The 14492-nt window shown below is 72.6% G+C and carries 10 protein-coding genes and 1 pseudogene; 3 read left to right on the forward strand and 8 right to left on the reverse strand.

Going from position 1 to position 14492, the window contains the following annotated elements; all coding sequences use genetic code 11:
- The first annotated feature begins 10 nt into the window (after positions 1-10).
- From LRS07_RS14435 to LRS07_RS14445, 3 genes are all read left to right on the forward strand, one after another.
- Complete coding sequence (locus tag LRS07_RS14435) at positions 11-1462, forward strand: MFS transporter (RefSeq protein ID WP_260498703.1); 1452 nt, start codon at positions 11-13, stop codon at positions 1460-1462.
- A 321-nt stretch (positions 1463-1783) separates the two neighbouring features.
- Positions 1784-2920: a porin gene (locus LRS07_RS14440; RefSeq protein ID WP_260498704.1), complete on the forward strand. Its 1137-nt coding sequence runs from the start codon at positions 1784-1786 to the stop codon at positions 2918-2920.
- 90 nt (positions 2921-3010) lie between these two features.
- A complete protein-coding gene (locus LRS07_RS14445) occupies positions 3011-3877 on the forward strand; it encodes a TauD/TfdA dioxygenase family protein (protein WP_260498705.1) in 867 nt (288 codons plus the stop codon).
- Positions 3878-3886: 9 nt separating this feature from the next.
- On the opposite strand, the gene LRS07_RS14450 is transcribed toward LRS07_RS14445, so the two are convergent.
- From LRS07_RS14450 to LRS07_RS14485, 8 genes and pseudogenes are all read right to left on the reverse strand, one after another.
- Entirely contained in the window at positions 3887-4900 is a 1014-nt protein-coding gene (locus LRS07_RS14450; protein ID WP_260498706.1) for a Bug family tripartite tricarboxylate transporter substrate binding protein, read from the reverse strand.
- Between the two features lie 20 nt (positions 4901-4920).
- Entirely contained in the window at positions 4921-6684 is a 1764-nt protein-coding gene (locus LRS07_RS14455) for an acyl-CoA dehydrogenase family protein (RefSeq protein WP_260498707.1), read from the reverse strand.
- Positions 6685-6694: 10 nt separating this feature from the next.
- Positions 6695-8542: a feruloyl-CoA synthase gene (locus tag LRS07_RS14460; RefSeq protein WP_260498708.1), complete on the reverse strand. Its 1848-nt coding sequence runs from the start codon at positions 8540-8542 to the stop codon at positions 6695-6697.
- Positions 8543-8549: 7 nt separating this feature from the next.
- Entirely contained in the window at positions 8550-9335 is a 786-nt protein-coding gene (locus tag LRS07_RS14465; RefSeq protein WP_260498709.1) for a crotonase/enoyl-CoA hydratase family protein, read from the reverse strand.
- Positions 9335-10120: an ABC transporter ATP-binding protein gene (locus LRS07_RS14470; RefSeq protein ID WP_260498710.1), complete on the reverse strand. Its 786-nt coding sequence runs from the start codon at positions 10118-10120 to the stop codon at positions 9335-9337. The genes LRS07_RS14465 and LRS07_RS14470 overlap by 1 nt, the downstream gene beginning before the upstream one ends.
- Positions 10121-10196: 76 nt before the next feature.
- The gene (locus LRS07_RS14475; protein WP_260498711.1) at positions 10197-11966 is read right to left on the reverse strand and encodes a branched-chain amino acid ABC transporter ATP-binding protein/permease; all 1770 of its coding nucleotides are present in this window, start codon (positions 11964-11966) and stop codon (positions 10197-10199) included.
- A gap of 79 nt (positions 11967-12045) precedes the next feature.
- On the reverse strand, positions 12046-13086 hold the full coding sequence (locus LRS07_RS14480; protein ID WP_260498712.1) for a branched-chain amino acid ABC transporter permease: 1041 nt from the start codon (positions 13084-13086) through the stop codon (positions 12046-12048).
- A gap of 229 nt (positions 13087-13315) precedes the next feature.
- Positions 13316-14254: pseudogene (locus tag LRS07_RS14485) on the reverse strand (ABC transporter substrate-binding protein); the annotation flags it as partial.
- Between the last annotated feature and the right edge of the window lie 238 nt (positions 14255-14492).

The following is a 14492-nucleotide window of genomic DNA, read 5'->3' on the forward strand; positions in this document are numbered from 1 at the left end:
TGGCCGAGCAGTGACCGAATCCGCGGCCGGGGGAGCCGCCAGCCTCGACGACCGGCCCGCGGCCGTCGGCCGGCCGGGCCGCGTGCCGTGGCTGGTCGGCGGCATCTGGTTCATGCTGCTGCTCGACGGCTCCATCCTCAACACCTCGCTGCCGCCGATGGCCGACGCCCTCGGCGTCGCGCCGCTGACGCTCAGCGCCGCCGTCACGGTCTACCTGCTCACCGGCGCGGTGGTGCTGCCGATGAGCACCTGGCTGGGCGAGCGCTACGGCGTGCGCCGGGTCTTCCTGTGCGCGGTGGGGGTGTTCACGCTGGCCTCCCTGGCCTGCGGCCTGGCCGACAGCGCCGCCGCGCTGGTGGTGGCGCGCGCCGTGCAGGGCCTGGGCGGCGGGCTGATGCTGCCGCTCGGGCGCACCCTGGCGCTGGGGCCGGCGCGCAAGCAGGACCTGATCGCGGTGGCGGCGCTGCTGGCCTGGCCGGCGCTGTTCGCGCCGGTGATCGGGCCGCCGCTGGGCGGCGCCATCACCACCTACGCCTCCTGGCGCTGGATCTTCTGGATCAACCTGCCGCTGGGCCTGGCCGCGCTGCTGCTCATCGCGCGCTGGGTGCCGCCCGACGGCGGCTTGCGGCGGCCGCCGCTGGACCGCCTTGGCGCGGCTGGCGCGGCGCTCGGCCTGGTGCTGCTGCTCGGCGGGCTGGAGGCCGGCGGCCATGTGCGCGAACACCCGGCGGTGGGCGTGTCGGCGCTGGTCGCGGTGCTGGCCGGCCTGGGCGTGATCGCGCTGACCCGCCGGCACCTGCGGCGCACCGCCCACCCGGTGCTCAGCCTGGCGCCGCTGGCGCACCGCAGCTTCGCGGTGTCGACGTTCTCCGGCGGCACGTTCGCCACCATGTGCCTGCAGGCCACGCCCTTCCTGCTGGCGCTTCAGTTCCAGCTCGCCTTCGGCCGCAGCGCCGCGGCGGCCGGGGCGCTGCTGATGCCCTACTTCCTCGGCAACCTGCTGATCAAGGTGGTGACCACCCGGCTGCTGCGCTGGCTGGGCTTCCGGCGGCTGATGCTGCTGTCCGGCGGCGCCAGCGTGGTCGGGCTGGCGGCCTGCGCGGTGATGTCGCCGCACACGCCGCTGCCGCTGCTGGCCATCGGGCTGTTCTTCGCCGGGGCCGCGCGCTCCGCGCTGATGACCTGCGTCAACACGCTGTCCTTCGCCGATGTGCCGACCGAGCAGCGGCCGGCGGCGTCCACCCTGTCGACCATCTCGATGCAGCTGGCCGGCGCCCTGGGCGTGGCCCTCGGCGCGCTGGCGCTGGTGGCCGCGCAGGCGCTGCACCGCACCCCCGCGCTGGGGTCGGCCGAGTTCGCCGTCGCCTTCTGGCTGGTGGCCGGCGTGCTGGCCGCGGTGGTGCTCGCGTTCCTGCGCCTGCCGGCCGACGCGGGCGCCGAGATGACCGGCCGGTCACGCTGAGCGCGCACCATCGGGCTGACAACGGATCCAGATCCGGGACGAGGCGGTGGCACCGCGGAGGCCTCCACAGGCCAACGCCGCACGCCCTACGGGTCGTCCCTAGGACCGACGCGCAACACCGCCGGCCGTCTGGCGAATCCGGCGGTCAACGCCCGCTTCACAGGTGTTTCGAGGACGGGGACCCCACGCGACGGCACGGCGGCATCACCGTTGCGCACCGCCCTAACAGGAAAACTCATCGCTCCGCGGGGGCCGCTCCCTACAGTGCCGGTCTGGATCCATTCCACGGTGCAGCCCTGGAGCGGATTGCATCCGAGCCCTTTGAACATCGCGGACACGCCGTCGGCGTCCCGCAAGGAGACCCTCAACATGATGAAGAAGAAGCACGTCGCGCTCGCCGCGATCGCCCTGTGCGCCGCCGGCTCGGCCGCCGCGCAGTCGTCGGTCACCATCTACGGCATCATCGATGTCGCCGTGTCGAAGGTGAACAACGGCACCTCCAACCTGACCTTCCTGCCCCAGTTCGCCATGGGCGCGCGGGACACCGTGCAGGTCAAGCAGTCGACCGAATCGCGCCTCGGCTTCCGCGGCACCGAGGACCTCGGCGGCGGCCTGCGTGCCAACTTCCAGATCGAGCACCGCTTCCGTCCGGACGACGGCAGCGTGCAGGGCCGCGACAACACCAACCAGGTGGCGCAGGGCTTCTGGAACGCGCAGTCGTGGGTCGGCCTGGCCGGCTCCTTCGGTGAAGTGCGCCTCGGCCGCCAGTACGTGCCGGCGTTCTACGTGTCGCTGGCCTCGGACCCCTGGGGCTATGACTACAACGTCGCCGGCGCGGCGGGCTTCACCCGCGGCGGCAACGGCATCACCACCGCCTACAACGCGGCCACCTACCGCAGCCCCAACCTGTCGGGCTTCACCGCCGAGGTGCAGGTCGCCGCTGGCGAAGGCGGCTCCCCGGTCACCCAGACCGGCTCGCAGGCCGGCCGCAACATGGGCGTGGCGGTGCAGTACGCCGGTGGTCCGCTGTGGCTGGGTGCCGGCTACAACACGCTCGACCAGGCCAACGGCCCGGTGGAGAACGAGTACTGGATCGTGAGCGCCGCCTACGACCTGGGCCGCATCCGTCCGATGGTGTCGTACTCGGTTGGCACCAACAACACCGCCCTCGGCCGCGAAGCCAAGACCTTCATCATCGGCGCCACCGCCCCGCTGGCCGGCGGTCGCCTGAAGGCCGTCGTGGCCCGCTACGACGCGGCCGTCGGCATCAACCCGAACGCCGGCTCGCCCTATGCCGCGTTTGCCAACACCACCGGCGCCAACACCAACAAGTTCGGCCTCGGCTACGAGTACTTCCTGAGCAAGCGCACCAGCGTTCATGCCGACGTCGGCACCGCCAAGACCTCGGGCTTCACCCGCAGCACGGGTGTGGAAGCCGGCGTCAAGCACGTGTTCTGACCGACGACCATTCCAGGTTGGTCAACGCTCTTTGCGGATGACCACTTAAGGGCTGCTTTCGGGCAGCCCTTTTTTCTCTGGGGAACGACGTTGAACGACTACCGCCACGTCGAGGTGCTGCCGCTGACCGGCGCGTTGGGCGCGGAGGTCCGCGGGGTGGACCTGCGCCAGCCGCTGCGCGAGGAGGTCTGGGAAGAGGTGCTGCGCGCCTACGACCGGCACCTCGTGATCTGGTTCGCCGAGCAGACCATCGACCACGCCCAGCACCTGGCCTTCGCCCGCCGCTTCGGCGACCTGATCCGCATCCCGCAGATCCACAGCCTGGAGGGCGAGCCCTTCGTGCAGATCGTGCGCCGCGAGGCGACGGACACCGGCCGCGTGGTCGGCGAGAGCTGGCACACCGACAGCACCTTCATGGACCGGCCGCCGGCGGCGGTGGTGATGCGCGCCATCGACGTGCCGCCCCATGGCGGCGACACCGGCTTCTCGAACATGGCGCTGGCCTGGGACAGCCTGTCGCCCGCCTTCCAGCGAATGATCGAGCCGCTGCGGGCGGTGCACAGCGGCACCCGCGTCTTCGGTTCGGCCTACCACGCGCAGCAGCGCAAGTACGCCGCCACCAGCGCCAAGGCCGACCTCGCCGACCTCGAGATGGCCGACCGCGAGACGGTGCACCCGGTGGTCTGCACCGACCCGCGCACCGGGCAGCGCCACCTCTACGTCAACCGGGTGTTCGTGCAGCGCTTCGAGGACATGAGCGCCGAGGAAAGCCGGCCGCTGCTGGAGTTCCTCTACCAGCAGCAGGAACGCTTCGACCTCACCTGCCGCGTGCGCTGGCGCAACGGGCAGGTGCTGGTGTGGGACAACCGGCGCAGCCAGCACCGCGCGGTGCCCGACTACGCCGGCATGCGCCGCTACCTGACGCGGGTGACGGTCGGCGGGCCGCGGCCCGCCTGAGCCGCTCGGTCAGTCGAGCTTGGCGCCGGTGGCCTTGACCACCGGCTCCCACTTGCGCATCTCGTCGACGATGTAGGCCTGGTAGGCCTCCGGCGTGGAGGCCACCACCTCCTGGCCGAAGGCGCGGATGCGCTCGGTGACCTCGGGCGTGGCCATCACCGCGGCGAACTCGTCGCGGATGCGGCGCACCACCTCCGGCGGCGTGCCGGCGCGGGTGATGAGGCCGAAGGTGGCCGAGAAGTCGTAGCCGGGCACCACGCTGGCGAAGGTCGGCGTCTGCGGCGTCAGCTCGCCGGGGCGCGCGCCGAGGGTGCCGATCAGCTTCATGCGGCCGTTCTTCACGTGCTCCACCGTGCTCTGCAGCACCGGGTCGATCATCACCATCAGGTGGCCGCCCATCAGGTCGTTCATCGCCTGCGCGCTGCCCTTGTACGGCACGTACTCCATCTTCACGCCGGCCATCGAGGACAGCAGCTCCATGCCGAGGAAGGACTGCGTGGTTGCCGAGCCGTAGGCCACCTTCTGCTTCTTCGCCAGCGCGATGAACTCGGCCGGCGTGCTGGCCGGCAGCGAGGGGTGGGCGTAGATCGCCATCTGGCTGCGGGTGATGGCCATCACGCCGACGAGGTCCTTCAGCGTGTCGTACGGCAGCTTCTGCGTCAGCAGCGGGTTGATGTTGTGCGAGCCGGTGACCACGCCGAGCACATGCCCGTCCGGCGCCGACTTGGCCACCACGTCGGTGCCCAGCGTGGTGTTGGCGCCCGGCTTGTTCTCCACCAGCACGGTCTGGTTCCAGCGCTGGCCGAGGCGCTCGGCCAGCAGGCGCACCAGCGCGTCGGTGGCGCCGCCCGGCGGAAACGGCACGACGATGCGCACCGGCTTGCTCGGGTAGCCGCCCTGTGCACGGGCGGGCAGCGCCCAGGACGAGAGTGCGGCGGGCAGCGCCCACGGCGCGGTGGCGGCCACGGTCAGGCGCTGCAGGCTGCGGCGGCGCGCGGCGTCGGTGGGTCGGTCGTTGGGCATGGCGGTCTCCAGATCAGGGTTCAGGCGGCCAGCAGGGTGTCCTGCAGGCCGGTGTCGGGTTGGTGGATGACGGCGGCCAGGGCTTCCGCCTCCGGCAGCAGCTGGTGCAGGAAGAACAGCGCCGTGGCGCGCTTGGCGCGGTGCCAGGGGTCGCCGACGTCGGCACGCGGGCCGGCCTTCTCCGCCGCCCGCGCCCACAGCAGGGCCAGCACGAGCAGTCCGACCAGGCGCAGCGCGGGCGTGCAGGCGGCCAGCAGCGCGGCCGGTGCCTCGCGCTGCAGCGCCTGCAGGCGGGTGATGGCCGCATCGACCCGCTCGCGCTGGCGCTGCAGCGGCATGGCGACGTCGGCCAGGGCGGGCGACCGGCCGGGCCCGTCGAGCCAGCGCGTCACCTCCGCGCGCAGCAGGCGCCAGGCATGGCCGCCGTCGCCCAGCAGCTTGCGCAGCACCAGGTCCTGCGCCTGGATGCCGGTGGTGCCTTCGTAGATGGTGACGATGCGCGCGTCGCGCACCAGTTGCTCGATGCCGGTCTCGCGCACGTAGCCGTGGCCGCCGTGCACCTGCAGCGCGGCCGACAGCGACAGCTGCGCGTTCTCGCTCAGCACGCCCTTGACCAGCGGCGTGAGCAGCCCGACCAGCGCCTCGGCCTCGGCCGCGCGGGTGGCGTCGGGGTGGTGGCGGGCCACGTCGAGCAGCAGCGCCGTCCAGTGGCACAGCAGGCGGCCACCCTCGGTCCAGGCCTTCTGCGTCGCCAGCAGGCGCTGCACGTCCGGGTGGTCGACCAGCCGGCTGGGCGGGCCGTCGGTGCCGGCGCCGGGGGCCCGGCCCTGCCGGCGCTCGTGCGCATAGGCCAGCGCGTTCTGCCAGCCGGTCTCGGACAGGCCCACCGCCTGCAGGCCCGACATCAGCCGGGCCTCGTTCATCATCGGGAACATGGCCCGCAGGCCCTGGTGAGGCGACCCGACGAGCTGCGCCTGCGCGCCGTCGAAACGCAGCGTGCAGGTCGGGCTGCCGTGCAGGCCCATCTTGTGTTCGATGCCGTCGCAGTGCACCGCGTTGCGCCGGCCGTCGGGCAGGCGCCGGGGGCAGGCGAACAGCGACAGCCCGCGCGAGCCCGCCGGCGCGTCGGGCAGCCGGGCCAGCACCAGGTGGAGGATGTCCTCGGTCAGGTCGTGCTCGCCGCCGCTGGCGAACACCTTCGTGCCGTGCAGCCGGAAGCCGTCGCCGTCGCCGCTCGGCGCGGCACGGGTGCGGGCCAGGCCGACGTCCGAGCCGGCCTGCGGCTCGGAGATGCACATGGTGGCCAGCGCCTGGCCGCTGGCCAGCCGCGGCATCCATTCGGCCTGCAGCGCCGGCGACGCCGAACGGCGCAGGCAGTGCGCCGCCAGCGCGCCCGAGCCGGCGAACATGACGAAGGCATGCGAAGCCGACGACAGCAGCTCGCCCAGCACGCTGCCGGCCAGCGCCGGCAGGCCCTGGCCGCCCTCCTCCACCGGCGCGCACAGGCCGGGCCAGCCCTGCTCTCGGAACGCCGCCCAGGCGTCGGCGAAGCCGGGCGGCGCCTGCACGCGGCCGTCGGTCCAGCGGCAGCCGACCGCATCGGCCAGCGCGTTCAGCGGCAGCACCTGCTCGGCGGCGAAGCGGCCGGCGGCCTCGGCGACCTGCAGCAGCAGCGGCAGGTCGACCTCGGCGAAGGCCGGCAGGCCGCGCAGCACCGCCGGCGCGTCCAGCACCTCGCCCAGCCCGAAGGCCAGGTCACGCAGCGGCGGCTCGTAGCGCAGCATGGGCCCGCCGTCAGCCCGGCCTCGCCACCAGCACCGGCGCCTCGGCGGGCTCGGCGTAGAGCTGCTCGACCAGCGCCGCGCGGGCCTTCAGCACCGCGCGCTGGTTGATCGAGCCCTTGTCCGTCATCTCGCCCAGGCCCACCGAGGCCGGCTCGCGCAGCAGCAGCGCGCGCACGATGCGGTTGGAACTGCCGGTGCCGCGCGCGGCCTGCTCGTCCAGCAGCCGCTGCGCCCATCCGACCACCCCCGGGTCGTCGCACAGCGCGGCCAGCGACGCCGCGGCGGCGGGGTCGCGGCACAGCTCGGCGGCGGCCGGCAGCAGGAACACCAGCATGCCCAGCGCGTCGCGGTCGTGGCCGGTGAGCACCACGTCCTGCACGTAGGGCGCGCCGGCGGCGATGACCTGGTTGCGCAGCGCGCCGACGTTGACCCAGGTGCCGCTGATGAGCTTGAAGTCCTCGGCGATGCGGCCGTCGAAGCGCAGGCCCTGCTCGGGCCGGGCCTCGTCGATGAAGCGGGCCGCGTCGCCGCTGCAGAAGAAGCCCTCGTCGTCGAAGGCCTCCGCCGTCAGCTCTGGCTGGCGCCAGTAGCCGGGCGTGATGTTGGGGCCGCGGTAGCGCACCTCCAGCTTGTCGCCGCTGGGCACCAGCTTGACGGTGGTGCCCGGCGCCGGCAGGCCGATCAGGCCGGGCTGCCAGTCGGGCAGGTGCGCCGAGATGGCGAAGGGCGCCGTCTCGGTCATGCCCAGGCCCATGGTCATCGGGATGCGGGCGCCGACGGTCTGCACCGCCATCGACTCCAGCTCGGCCTTCAGCGGCGGCGGCAGGGCGGCGCCGGCGGGGAAGATCAGCCGCACGCGGGCGAAGAAGCGCTCGCGCAGCGGCACGTCCTGCCGCATCGCCGCCACCAGCGACTCCAGCCCCTTGGGCACGGTGTAGTAGACCGTCGGCGAGACCTCGCGCAGGTTGCGCAGCGTCTCGGCGATGCCGTCCGGCGTGGGCTTGCCCTCGTCGATGTAGAGCGTGCCGCCGTGGAACACCACCAGGCCGAAGTTGTTGTTGCCCGCCGCGGTGTGGTGCCACGGCAGCCAATCGACCAGCACCGGCTTCTCCTCGGTGAGGAAGGGGTAGCACTGCGCATTCGCCACCTGGTTCGAGCACAGCATGCGCTGCGTGTTGACCACCGCCTTCGGCAGCTTGGTCGAGCCCGAGGTGAAGAGGAACTTGGCGATGCTGTCCGGCCCGACGGCGGCGTGCGCGGCGTCCACCGCCGGCGTCGCCTCGCGGGCGCGCAGCGCCTCGAACGAGGTGCAGGGCCGGCCCTCGATCGAACCGCGGCCGAAGGCGAGCTCGGTGTCCTTCGGCACGGCGATGTCGATGGCCCGGCGGAAGGCCGCCGCGTCGCTGGCGTAGACCAGCCCGGGCGTGAGCAGCTGCACCGCATGCGCCACCCGTGCCGCGTCGGGCGACAGCAGCGAATACGCCGGCGACACCGCCATGAAGGGCACGCCGACGTGCAGCGCGGCCAGCGCCAGCTGGGCGTGTTCCAGGTCGTTGCCGGACAGGATCATCAGCGGCCGCTCGGCGCTCAACCCCCGGTCGAGCAGCGACTGGCCGATGCGCCGCGCGCCCTCCAGCGCCTGCGCGAAGGTGAGGTGCTGCCAGGCGCCCTGCGCGTCCCGCTTGGCGAACAGCGGCTGGTCGGGCTGGCGCTCGGCCCAGTGCAGCAGCCGCTCGGTCAGTCGCTGCGGGTAGGGGCCGAGCGGCTGGTTGGTGTGCAGCAGCCAGCTGCCGTCGGGCCGCGGCTCGGCGCGGCCCTCGTACGGCCCCAGCGCGATCTCACGAAAGGGTGTGCTCATGCGGTCCTCACTGCGGCTTGACCTTGGCGGCGCGCTTCTGCAAGAAGGCGTTGACGCGCTCCTTGGCCTCCGGTGCGCCCTGGGTGACGGCGGCCATCAGCGCCTCGGTCATCAGGCCGTGGGCCATCGGCTGCTCGGCGATGAGCGGCAGCGCGTGGGTGATGGCGAAGTTGGACAGCGGCGCGTTGCTGGCGATGCGCGCGGCCAGCTCGCGCGCCTTGGCCATCGCCTGCCCGGCCGGGGTGACGTGGTGCACCAGGCCGATGGCGAAGGCCTCCGGCGCGGTGTAGACATGGCCGGTGAGCATCATCTCCGTCACCCGCGAGAAGCCGATCAGCTTGGACACGCGCACCGAGCCGCCGCCGCCGAGGAAGATGCCGCGCTGGCCTTCGGGCAGGCCGAAGTAGGCGGTCTCGTCGGCCACGCGCACGTGCGCCGCCGACGCCAGCTCCAGCCCGCCGCCGACCACCGCGCCGTGCAGCACGCAGATCACCGGCACGCGGCCGAACTGCAGCTTGGCGAACGCCTCGTACCAGGCGAAGCTGCTCTGCATGCCCTCGTGCGTCTCGGTCTCCGACAGCTCCGACAGGTCGAGCCCGGCGCTGAAGTGGTCGCCGGCGCCGTCGAGGATGGCGACGCGGACGGTGTCGGGCAGGGTCTCGAAGGCCTGGCGCAGCTGCGCCACGACGGCCAGGTTCAGCGCGTTGCGCTTGGCCGGCCGGTTGAGGGTGACGGTGGCGACGGGCCCGTCGTACGACACGTTGACGAGCGGGGTCTCCAGGGACGACGGCATCAGGGGCTTCCTTGGGGTGCGGTGGCGGGAAGGGGCACGGCATCGGCCGCCTGACGGGGGGCGGCGATGCCGAGGTAACTTTCGACGATGCGCGGGTTGCTGGCCAGCTCGGCGGCCGGTCCTTCGAGGGCGATGCGCCCGCCTTCGAGCACGTAGGCGTGGTCGGCCAGCCGCAGCGCGGCGCGCGCGTTCTGCTCCACCAGCAGGGTCGACACGCCATGGTCGCGCAGCCGGGCCACCACCTGCAGCACCTCGCGCACGATGCGCGGCGCCAGGCCCAGGCTGGGCTCGTCGAGCATGAGCAGGCGCGGCCGTCCCATCAGCGCACGGCCGACGGCCAGCATCTGGCGCTCGCCGCCGGACAGCGTGCCGGCGAGCTGGCCGGCACGCTCCTTCAGCCGCGGGAAGAGGCCGAAGACATGGTCCATCTGCTCGGCCGCACCGCCCTCGCCGCGGCGGTGGCGGCTGAAGCCGCCGAGCAGCAGGTTGTCGTGCACCGACATGTCGGCGAACAGCTCGCGCCGCTCCGAGACCAGCGACAGGCCTTGCATCACCCGGTCCTCGACCGTGCGCTGGCGGATCGAGCGGCCCTCGAACCGCAGTTCGCCGCTGGTGCGCAGCAGGCCCATCAGGCCGTTGAGCAGCGTCGACTTGCCGGCGCCGTTGGGCCCGATGACGGTGACGATGGCGCCGTGCGGCACCACCAGGCTGACCTCGTGCAGCGCGCGCACCTTGCCGTAGCCGGCGCTCAGACCCACCACTTCGAGGATCGGTGTGGCGCTCATGGGTGCACCCTATCGCTACGCTCTGTCCGTCCAGGAGGGACGCATCGCTCCCTTCGGAGCGGCCGTGCGGGAGCGCTCATTCGTCGTCCACCCCGCCCAGGTAGGCCTCGAGCACCGCCGGGTCGCGCTGGATGGCCTCGGGCCGGCCTTCGGCGATCTTCTTGCCGAACACCATCACCACGATGTGGTCGGTCAGCTCCATGACGAAGCCCATGTCGTGCTCCACCAGCAGGATGCCCATGCCCTCGTCGCGCAGTTCGGCCAGCAGCCGGGCCAGGGCCTGCTTCTCGAAGGCGCGCAGGCCGGCAGCGGGCTCGTCCAGCAGCAGCAGCGCCGGGTCGGCGCACAGCGCGCGGGCGATCTCCACCAGCCGCTGCTGGCCCAGCGCCAGGCTGCCGGCCTCGGCGTGCAGCAGGTCGCCCAGGCCGACGCGCCGCAGCGCACGCGCCGCCTCCTGCAGCTGCGAGGCTTCGCTGGCGCGGTCCAGCCGCAGCGTGGCGGCGAGCAGCGAGGTGCGAGACCGCCGGTAGGCCCCGAGCGCGACGTTCTCCAGCACGCTCATGTTGGGCACCAGCTTGACGTGCTGGAAGGTGCGCGCGATGCCGAGCGCGGCGATGTCGCGCGAGCGCCGTCCGTCGATGCGCTGGCCGCGGTAGCGGATCTCGCCCTCGCTGGGCGCCAGCAGACCGGTGACCAGGTTGAAGGTGGTCGACTTGCCGGCGCCGTTGGGGCCGATGAGGCCGACGATCTCGCCGGCCGCGACGTCGAAGTGCAGCGTGTCCACCGCCACCAGCCCGCCGAAGCGGCGCTGCACGCCCCGCACCTCCAGCAGCGGCTCGCCACGCGCCACCTGAGGCCGCCGCGGCAGCGGCTCGCCGGCGGGCAGCGGGCGCGGCCGCGGCGCGGGCAGCAGACGCGCCAGCCAGGGCCACAGCCCCTCGGGCGCGAAGCGCAGCAGCAGCACCAGCAGCGCGCCGAAGACGATCACCTCGTAGTGGCCGGCGTTGCCGAACAGCGCCGGCAGCCACACCTGCAGCTGGTCGCGCAGCAGCGCGACGATGCCGGTGCCGAGGATGGCGCCGCCGACGTGCGCCATGCCGCCGGTGACCAGCATGATCACCACCTCCAGGCTGGTGTTGAGGCCGAACGGCCCCGGGCTGATCGCGCGCTGCAGGTGCGCCAGCAGCCAGCCCGCCACCGAGGCCAGCAGCGAGGCGATGACGAAGATGCGCACCTTCAGCGCGCCGGTGTCGACGCCCATCGACTCGGGCATGTGGGTGCCGGTGCGCAGCGCGCGGATGGCACGGCCGGGCCGCGAGTCGAGCAGGTTGACCAGGCCCCAGGCGCCGAGTCCCACCGCCAGCCAGATCAGCACCACCATCGCCCGGCCGGCGGCCAGGTCGATGCCGAAGAAGCGGATGGCCGGCAGGTTGGCGATGCCGTCGTACTTGCCCAGCGCGTCGGTGCTGCCGAACAGGTAGTACAGCGCGATGCTCCAGGCGATGGTGGCCAGCGGCAGGTAGTGGCCCGACATGCGAAGCGTCACCGCGCCGATCAGCCAGGCGCTGGCGCCGGTGATCACCAGCCCCGCGGGCAGCGTCCACCAGGGCGACCAGCCGGCCTTGGCGCACAGCACCGCGGTGACGTAGGCGCCGATGCCGACGAACGCCGCCTGGCCGAACGAAGTCAGCCCGCCGACGCCGAGCAGCAGCACCAGCCCCAGCACCACCAGCGTGTAGACGCCGATGTAGTTGGCCTGGGTGATCCAGAACGCCGGCACCGGCACCACCGTCAGCGAGGCGATGGCCAGCGCGAAGGCCAGCGCGAGCAGTCGGGAGGCCGTCATCAGCGCCGCCCGGCCGCCCGAAGGCGCTGAGCGCCCCCTCGGGGGGCAGCGAGCGAATGCGAGCAAGGGGGGGGTCATGTCAATGCTCCTCGTCGGCGCCGCCGTGGCGCAGGGACAGGAACAGCAGCACCGGGATCACCAGCAGGAAGATCACCGTCTCCTTGTAGGCGCTGGCCGAGAAAGAGACGAACGACTCGACGATGCCGATGCCCAGCGCGCCGGCCAGCGTCAGCGGGTAGCTGACCAGGCCGCCGACGATGGAGGCGACGAAGCCCTTGAGGCCGATGAGCAGGCCCGAGTCGTAGTAGATGGTGACGATGGGGCCGATGAGGATGCCGCACAGCCCGCCGATGAAGGCGGCGATGGTGAACGACAGCCGGCCGCAGAACGGCACCGAGATGGCGAGCAGCTGCGCGCCGACGTGGTTGGACGCCGCCGCGCGCAGCGCCTTGCCCCACAGCGTGCGGCCGAAGAACAGCGCCAGCGCGACGATGAGCACCAGCGTCACGCCGACCACCGCCAGGCTCTGGCCCGGCACCGACAGCAGGCCGAGCTCCAGGCGGCCGTCCCAGAAGGCCGGCGTGCGGTAGCCGTCGACGCCGAAGAACACCAGCGACAGCCCGACGAGGAAGAAGTGAACGCCGACCGAGACGATCATCAGCGTGAGCACGCTGGCGGCGGCCAGCGGCTGGTAGACCACCCGGTACAGCGACGGGCCGAGCGCCGCCACCACCGCCAGCGCCAGCCCGCATTGCACCGCCAGCGGCATGGGATGCGCGGCCGCCCACACCGTGGCCGCGGCGATGATCCCCGGCACCACCGCATGGGTGGCCACCAGCCGGGGCAGCCGCTGCGGCTGGCCGTCGCGCCAGGCCGCCACCGCCTCCAGCACGCCGGCGGCCACCGCGGTGGCCAGCATCAGCCACACCGTGCCGGGCACCTTGCCGGCCTGCAGCCAGACCAGCGTCAGCGCGCCGAAGGTGACGAACTCGCCCTGCGGGAAGAAGATGATCCGCGTCACCGCGAACAGCAGCACCAGCGCCATGCCGAGCAGCGCATAGACCGCGCCGGTGGTGACGCCGTCCTGCACCAGGATGGCGGCGATGGAGAACGAGCCCATCCGGTGCTGCCGTCGTGTCGGGACGTCGGCGCGTCAGCGCGCCAGCTTCCACTGGCCGTCGGTGACGACCAGCATCGTGCGCGCCTCGGCGGCGCGGCCCCAGTGGTCGGTCGGCGAGTACTTCAGGATGCCCTTGGTCGTCGGCACCCCCGCCGCTGGCCTCGATGGCGTCGCGCAGCGCGGCGCGGAATTCCGGCGTGCCCGGCTTGGCCTTCTTCAGCGCGACCGGCGCGGCCTTCTGCAGCACCAGGCCCAGGTCGTAGACGTTGGCGGCGAACTGCGTCACCGTGCCGGCGCCGAACTTGGCCTCGTACTCCTGGTGGAAGCGCTTGGCCACTTCCTTGCCGGGGTGGCCGGCGGGCATCTCGTCGGGCAGCTGCTCGGGGCCGGAGCTGATCAGCGCGCCGTTGGCATCCTTGCCTGCCAGGCGCAGGAAGTCCGGCGAGATCGACGCCGACGTGTGGTAGATCTTGCCCTTGTAGCCGCGCTCGACGAGCGCCTTCTGCGGCAGCGCCGCGCCGCCACCCACCGCCACCACGAGGATGGCGTCCGGGTTGCCGGACACCACCTTCAGCGCCTGGCCGGCGACGCTGGTGTCCGCCCGGGTGAAGCGCTCGACCCCGGTGATCTTGAGGCCCGCCGCGGCGGCCTGCTTCTGCAGCGCCTGCAGGTAGGTCTCGCCGTAGGCGTCGGTGTAGCCGAGGAAGCCGACGGTCTTGATGCCGGTCTTCTTCATGTGCTCGACCAGGCCTTCGGTGAAGAAGGCGGCGTGCATCACGCTGCGGAAGGTCCAGGCGTCCTTGCCTTCGGCGAGCTCCGCCGGCGACGGCGACAGCTGCGGGATCTTCGCCTCGTTGGCGACCTGGGCGATGGCCACCGTGGCCGGCGTGTTGGCCGCGCCCATGATGGCGTCCATCTTCTCCTCGACGAAGCGGCGGGCGTTCTTGGTCGCGGTGGTGGCGTCGGCGGCGTCGTCGAGGATGGTGACGACGATCTTCTCGCCGCCGATCTCCGTCGGCCACAGCGACAGCGCGTTGCGCACCGGCACGCCGAGCGAGGCGGCCGGCCCGGTCAGCGCGGTGCTGACGCCGATGTTTATGTCGGCCCGCGCCGGGGCCGCCAGGGTGGCGGCCAGCAGTGCGGCGGCCAGGGGTGCGATGAGCTTCATGGCTGTCTCCGAGGCAGGGCCCGCGGCGGGCGACCTGACGTTGTTTGTTAGCGTGTCATGTCGTTAGCCTGGCTAACGACTTCGCATGCTAGGACGCGGGTGCGGCGCCGCCAGCAGGGAAAGCACGTAGCCCGCGGCGCAACCTCGCCGATGTCTTCGCCGCGCCACAGGCGCGGCAAATCGTTTTCCCGGCTAATGATTCACGGGCCACGACGATGCCTAGAATCGGCCGGCGCCC

This window comes from Aquabacterium sp. J223, from assembly GCF_024666615.1.
Classification (GTDB): domain Bacteria; phylum Pseudomonadota; class Gammaproteobacteria; order Burkholderiales; family Burkholderiaceae_C; genus J223.

Bases quoted from the DNA above. Each gene is read 5' to 3' on its own strand.
- LRS07_RS14465 (WP_260498709.1), bottom strand. From the start codon at position 9,335: ATGCCGTCGTCCCTGGAGACCCCGCTCGTCAACGTGTCGTACGACGGG.
- LRS07_RS14470 (WP_260498710.1), bottom strand. From the start codon at position 10,120: ATGAGCGCCACACCGATCCTCGAAGTGGTGGGTCTGAGCGCCGGCTAC.
- LRS07_RS14450 (WP_260498706.1), bottom strand. From the start codon at position 4,900: ATGCCCAACGACCGACCCACCGACGCCGCGCGCCGCCGCAGCCTGCAG.
- LRS07_RS14475 (WP_260498711.1), bottom strand. From the start codon at position 11,966: ATGACGGCCTCCCGACTGCTCGCGCTGGCCTTCGCGCTGGCCATCGCC.
- LRS07_RS14460 (WP_260498708.1), bottom strand. From the start codon at position 8,542: ATGAGCACACCCTTTCGTGAGATCGCGCTGGGGCCGTACGAGGGCCGC.
- LRS07_RS14455 (WP_260498707.1), bottom strand. From the start codon at position 6,684: ATGCTGCGCTACGAGCCGCCGCTGCGTGACCTGGCCTTCGGGCTGGGC.
- LRS07_RS14480 (WP_260498712.1), bottom strand. From the start codon at position 13,086: ATGGGCTCGTTCTCCATCGCCGCCATCCTGGTGCAGGACGGCGTCACC.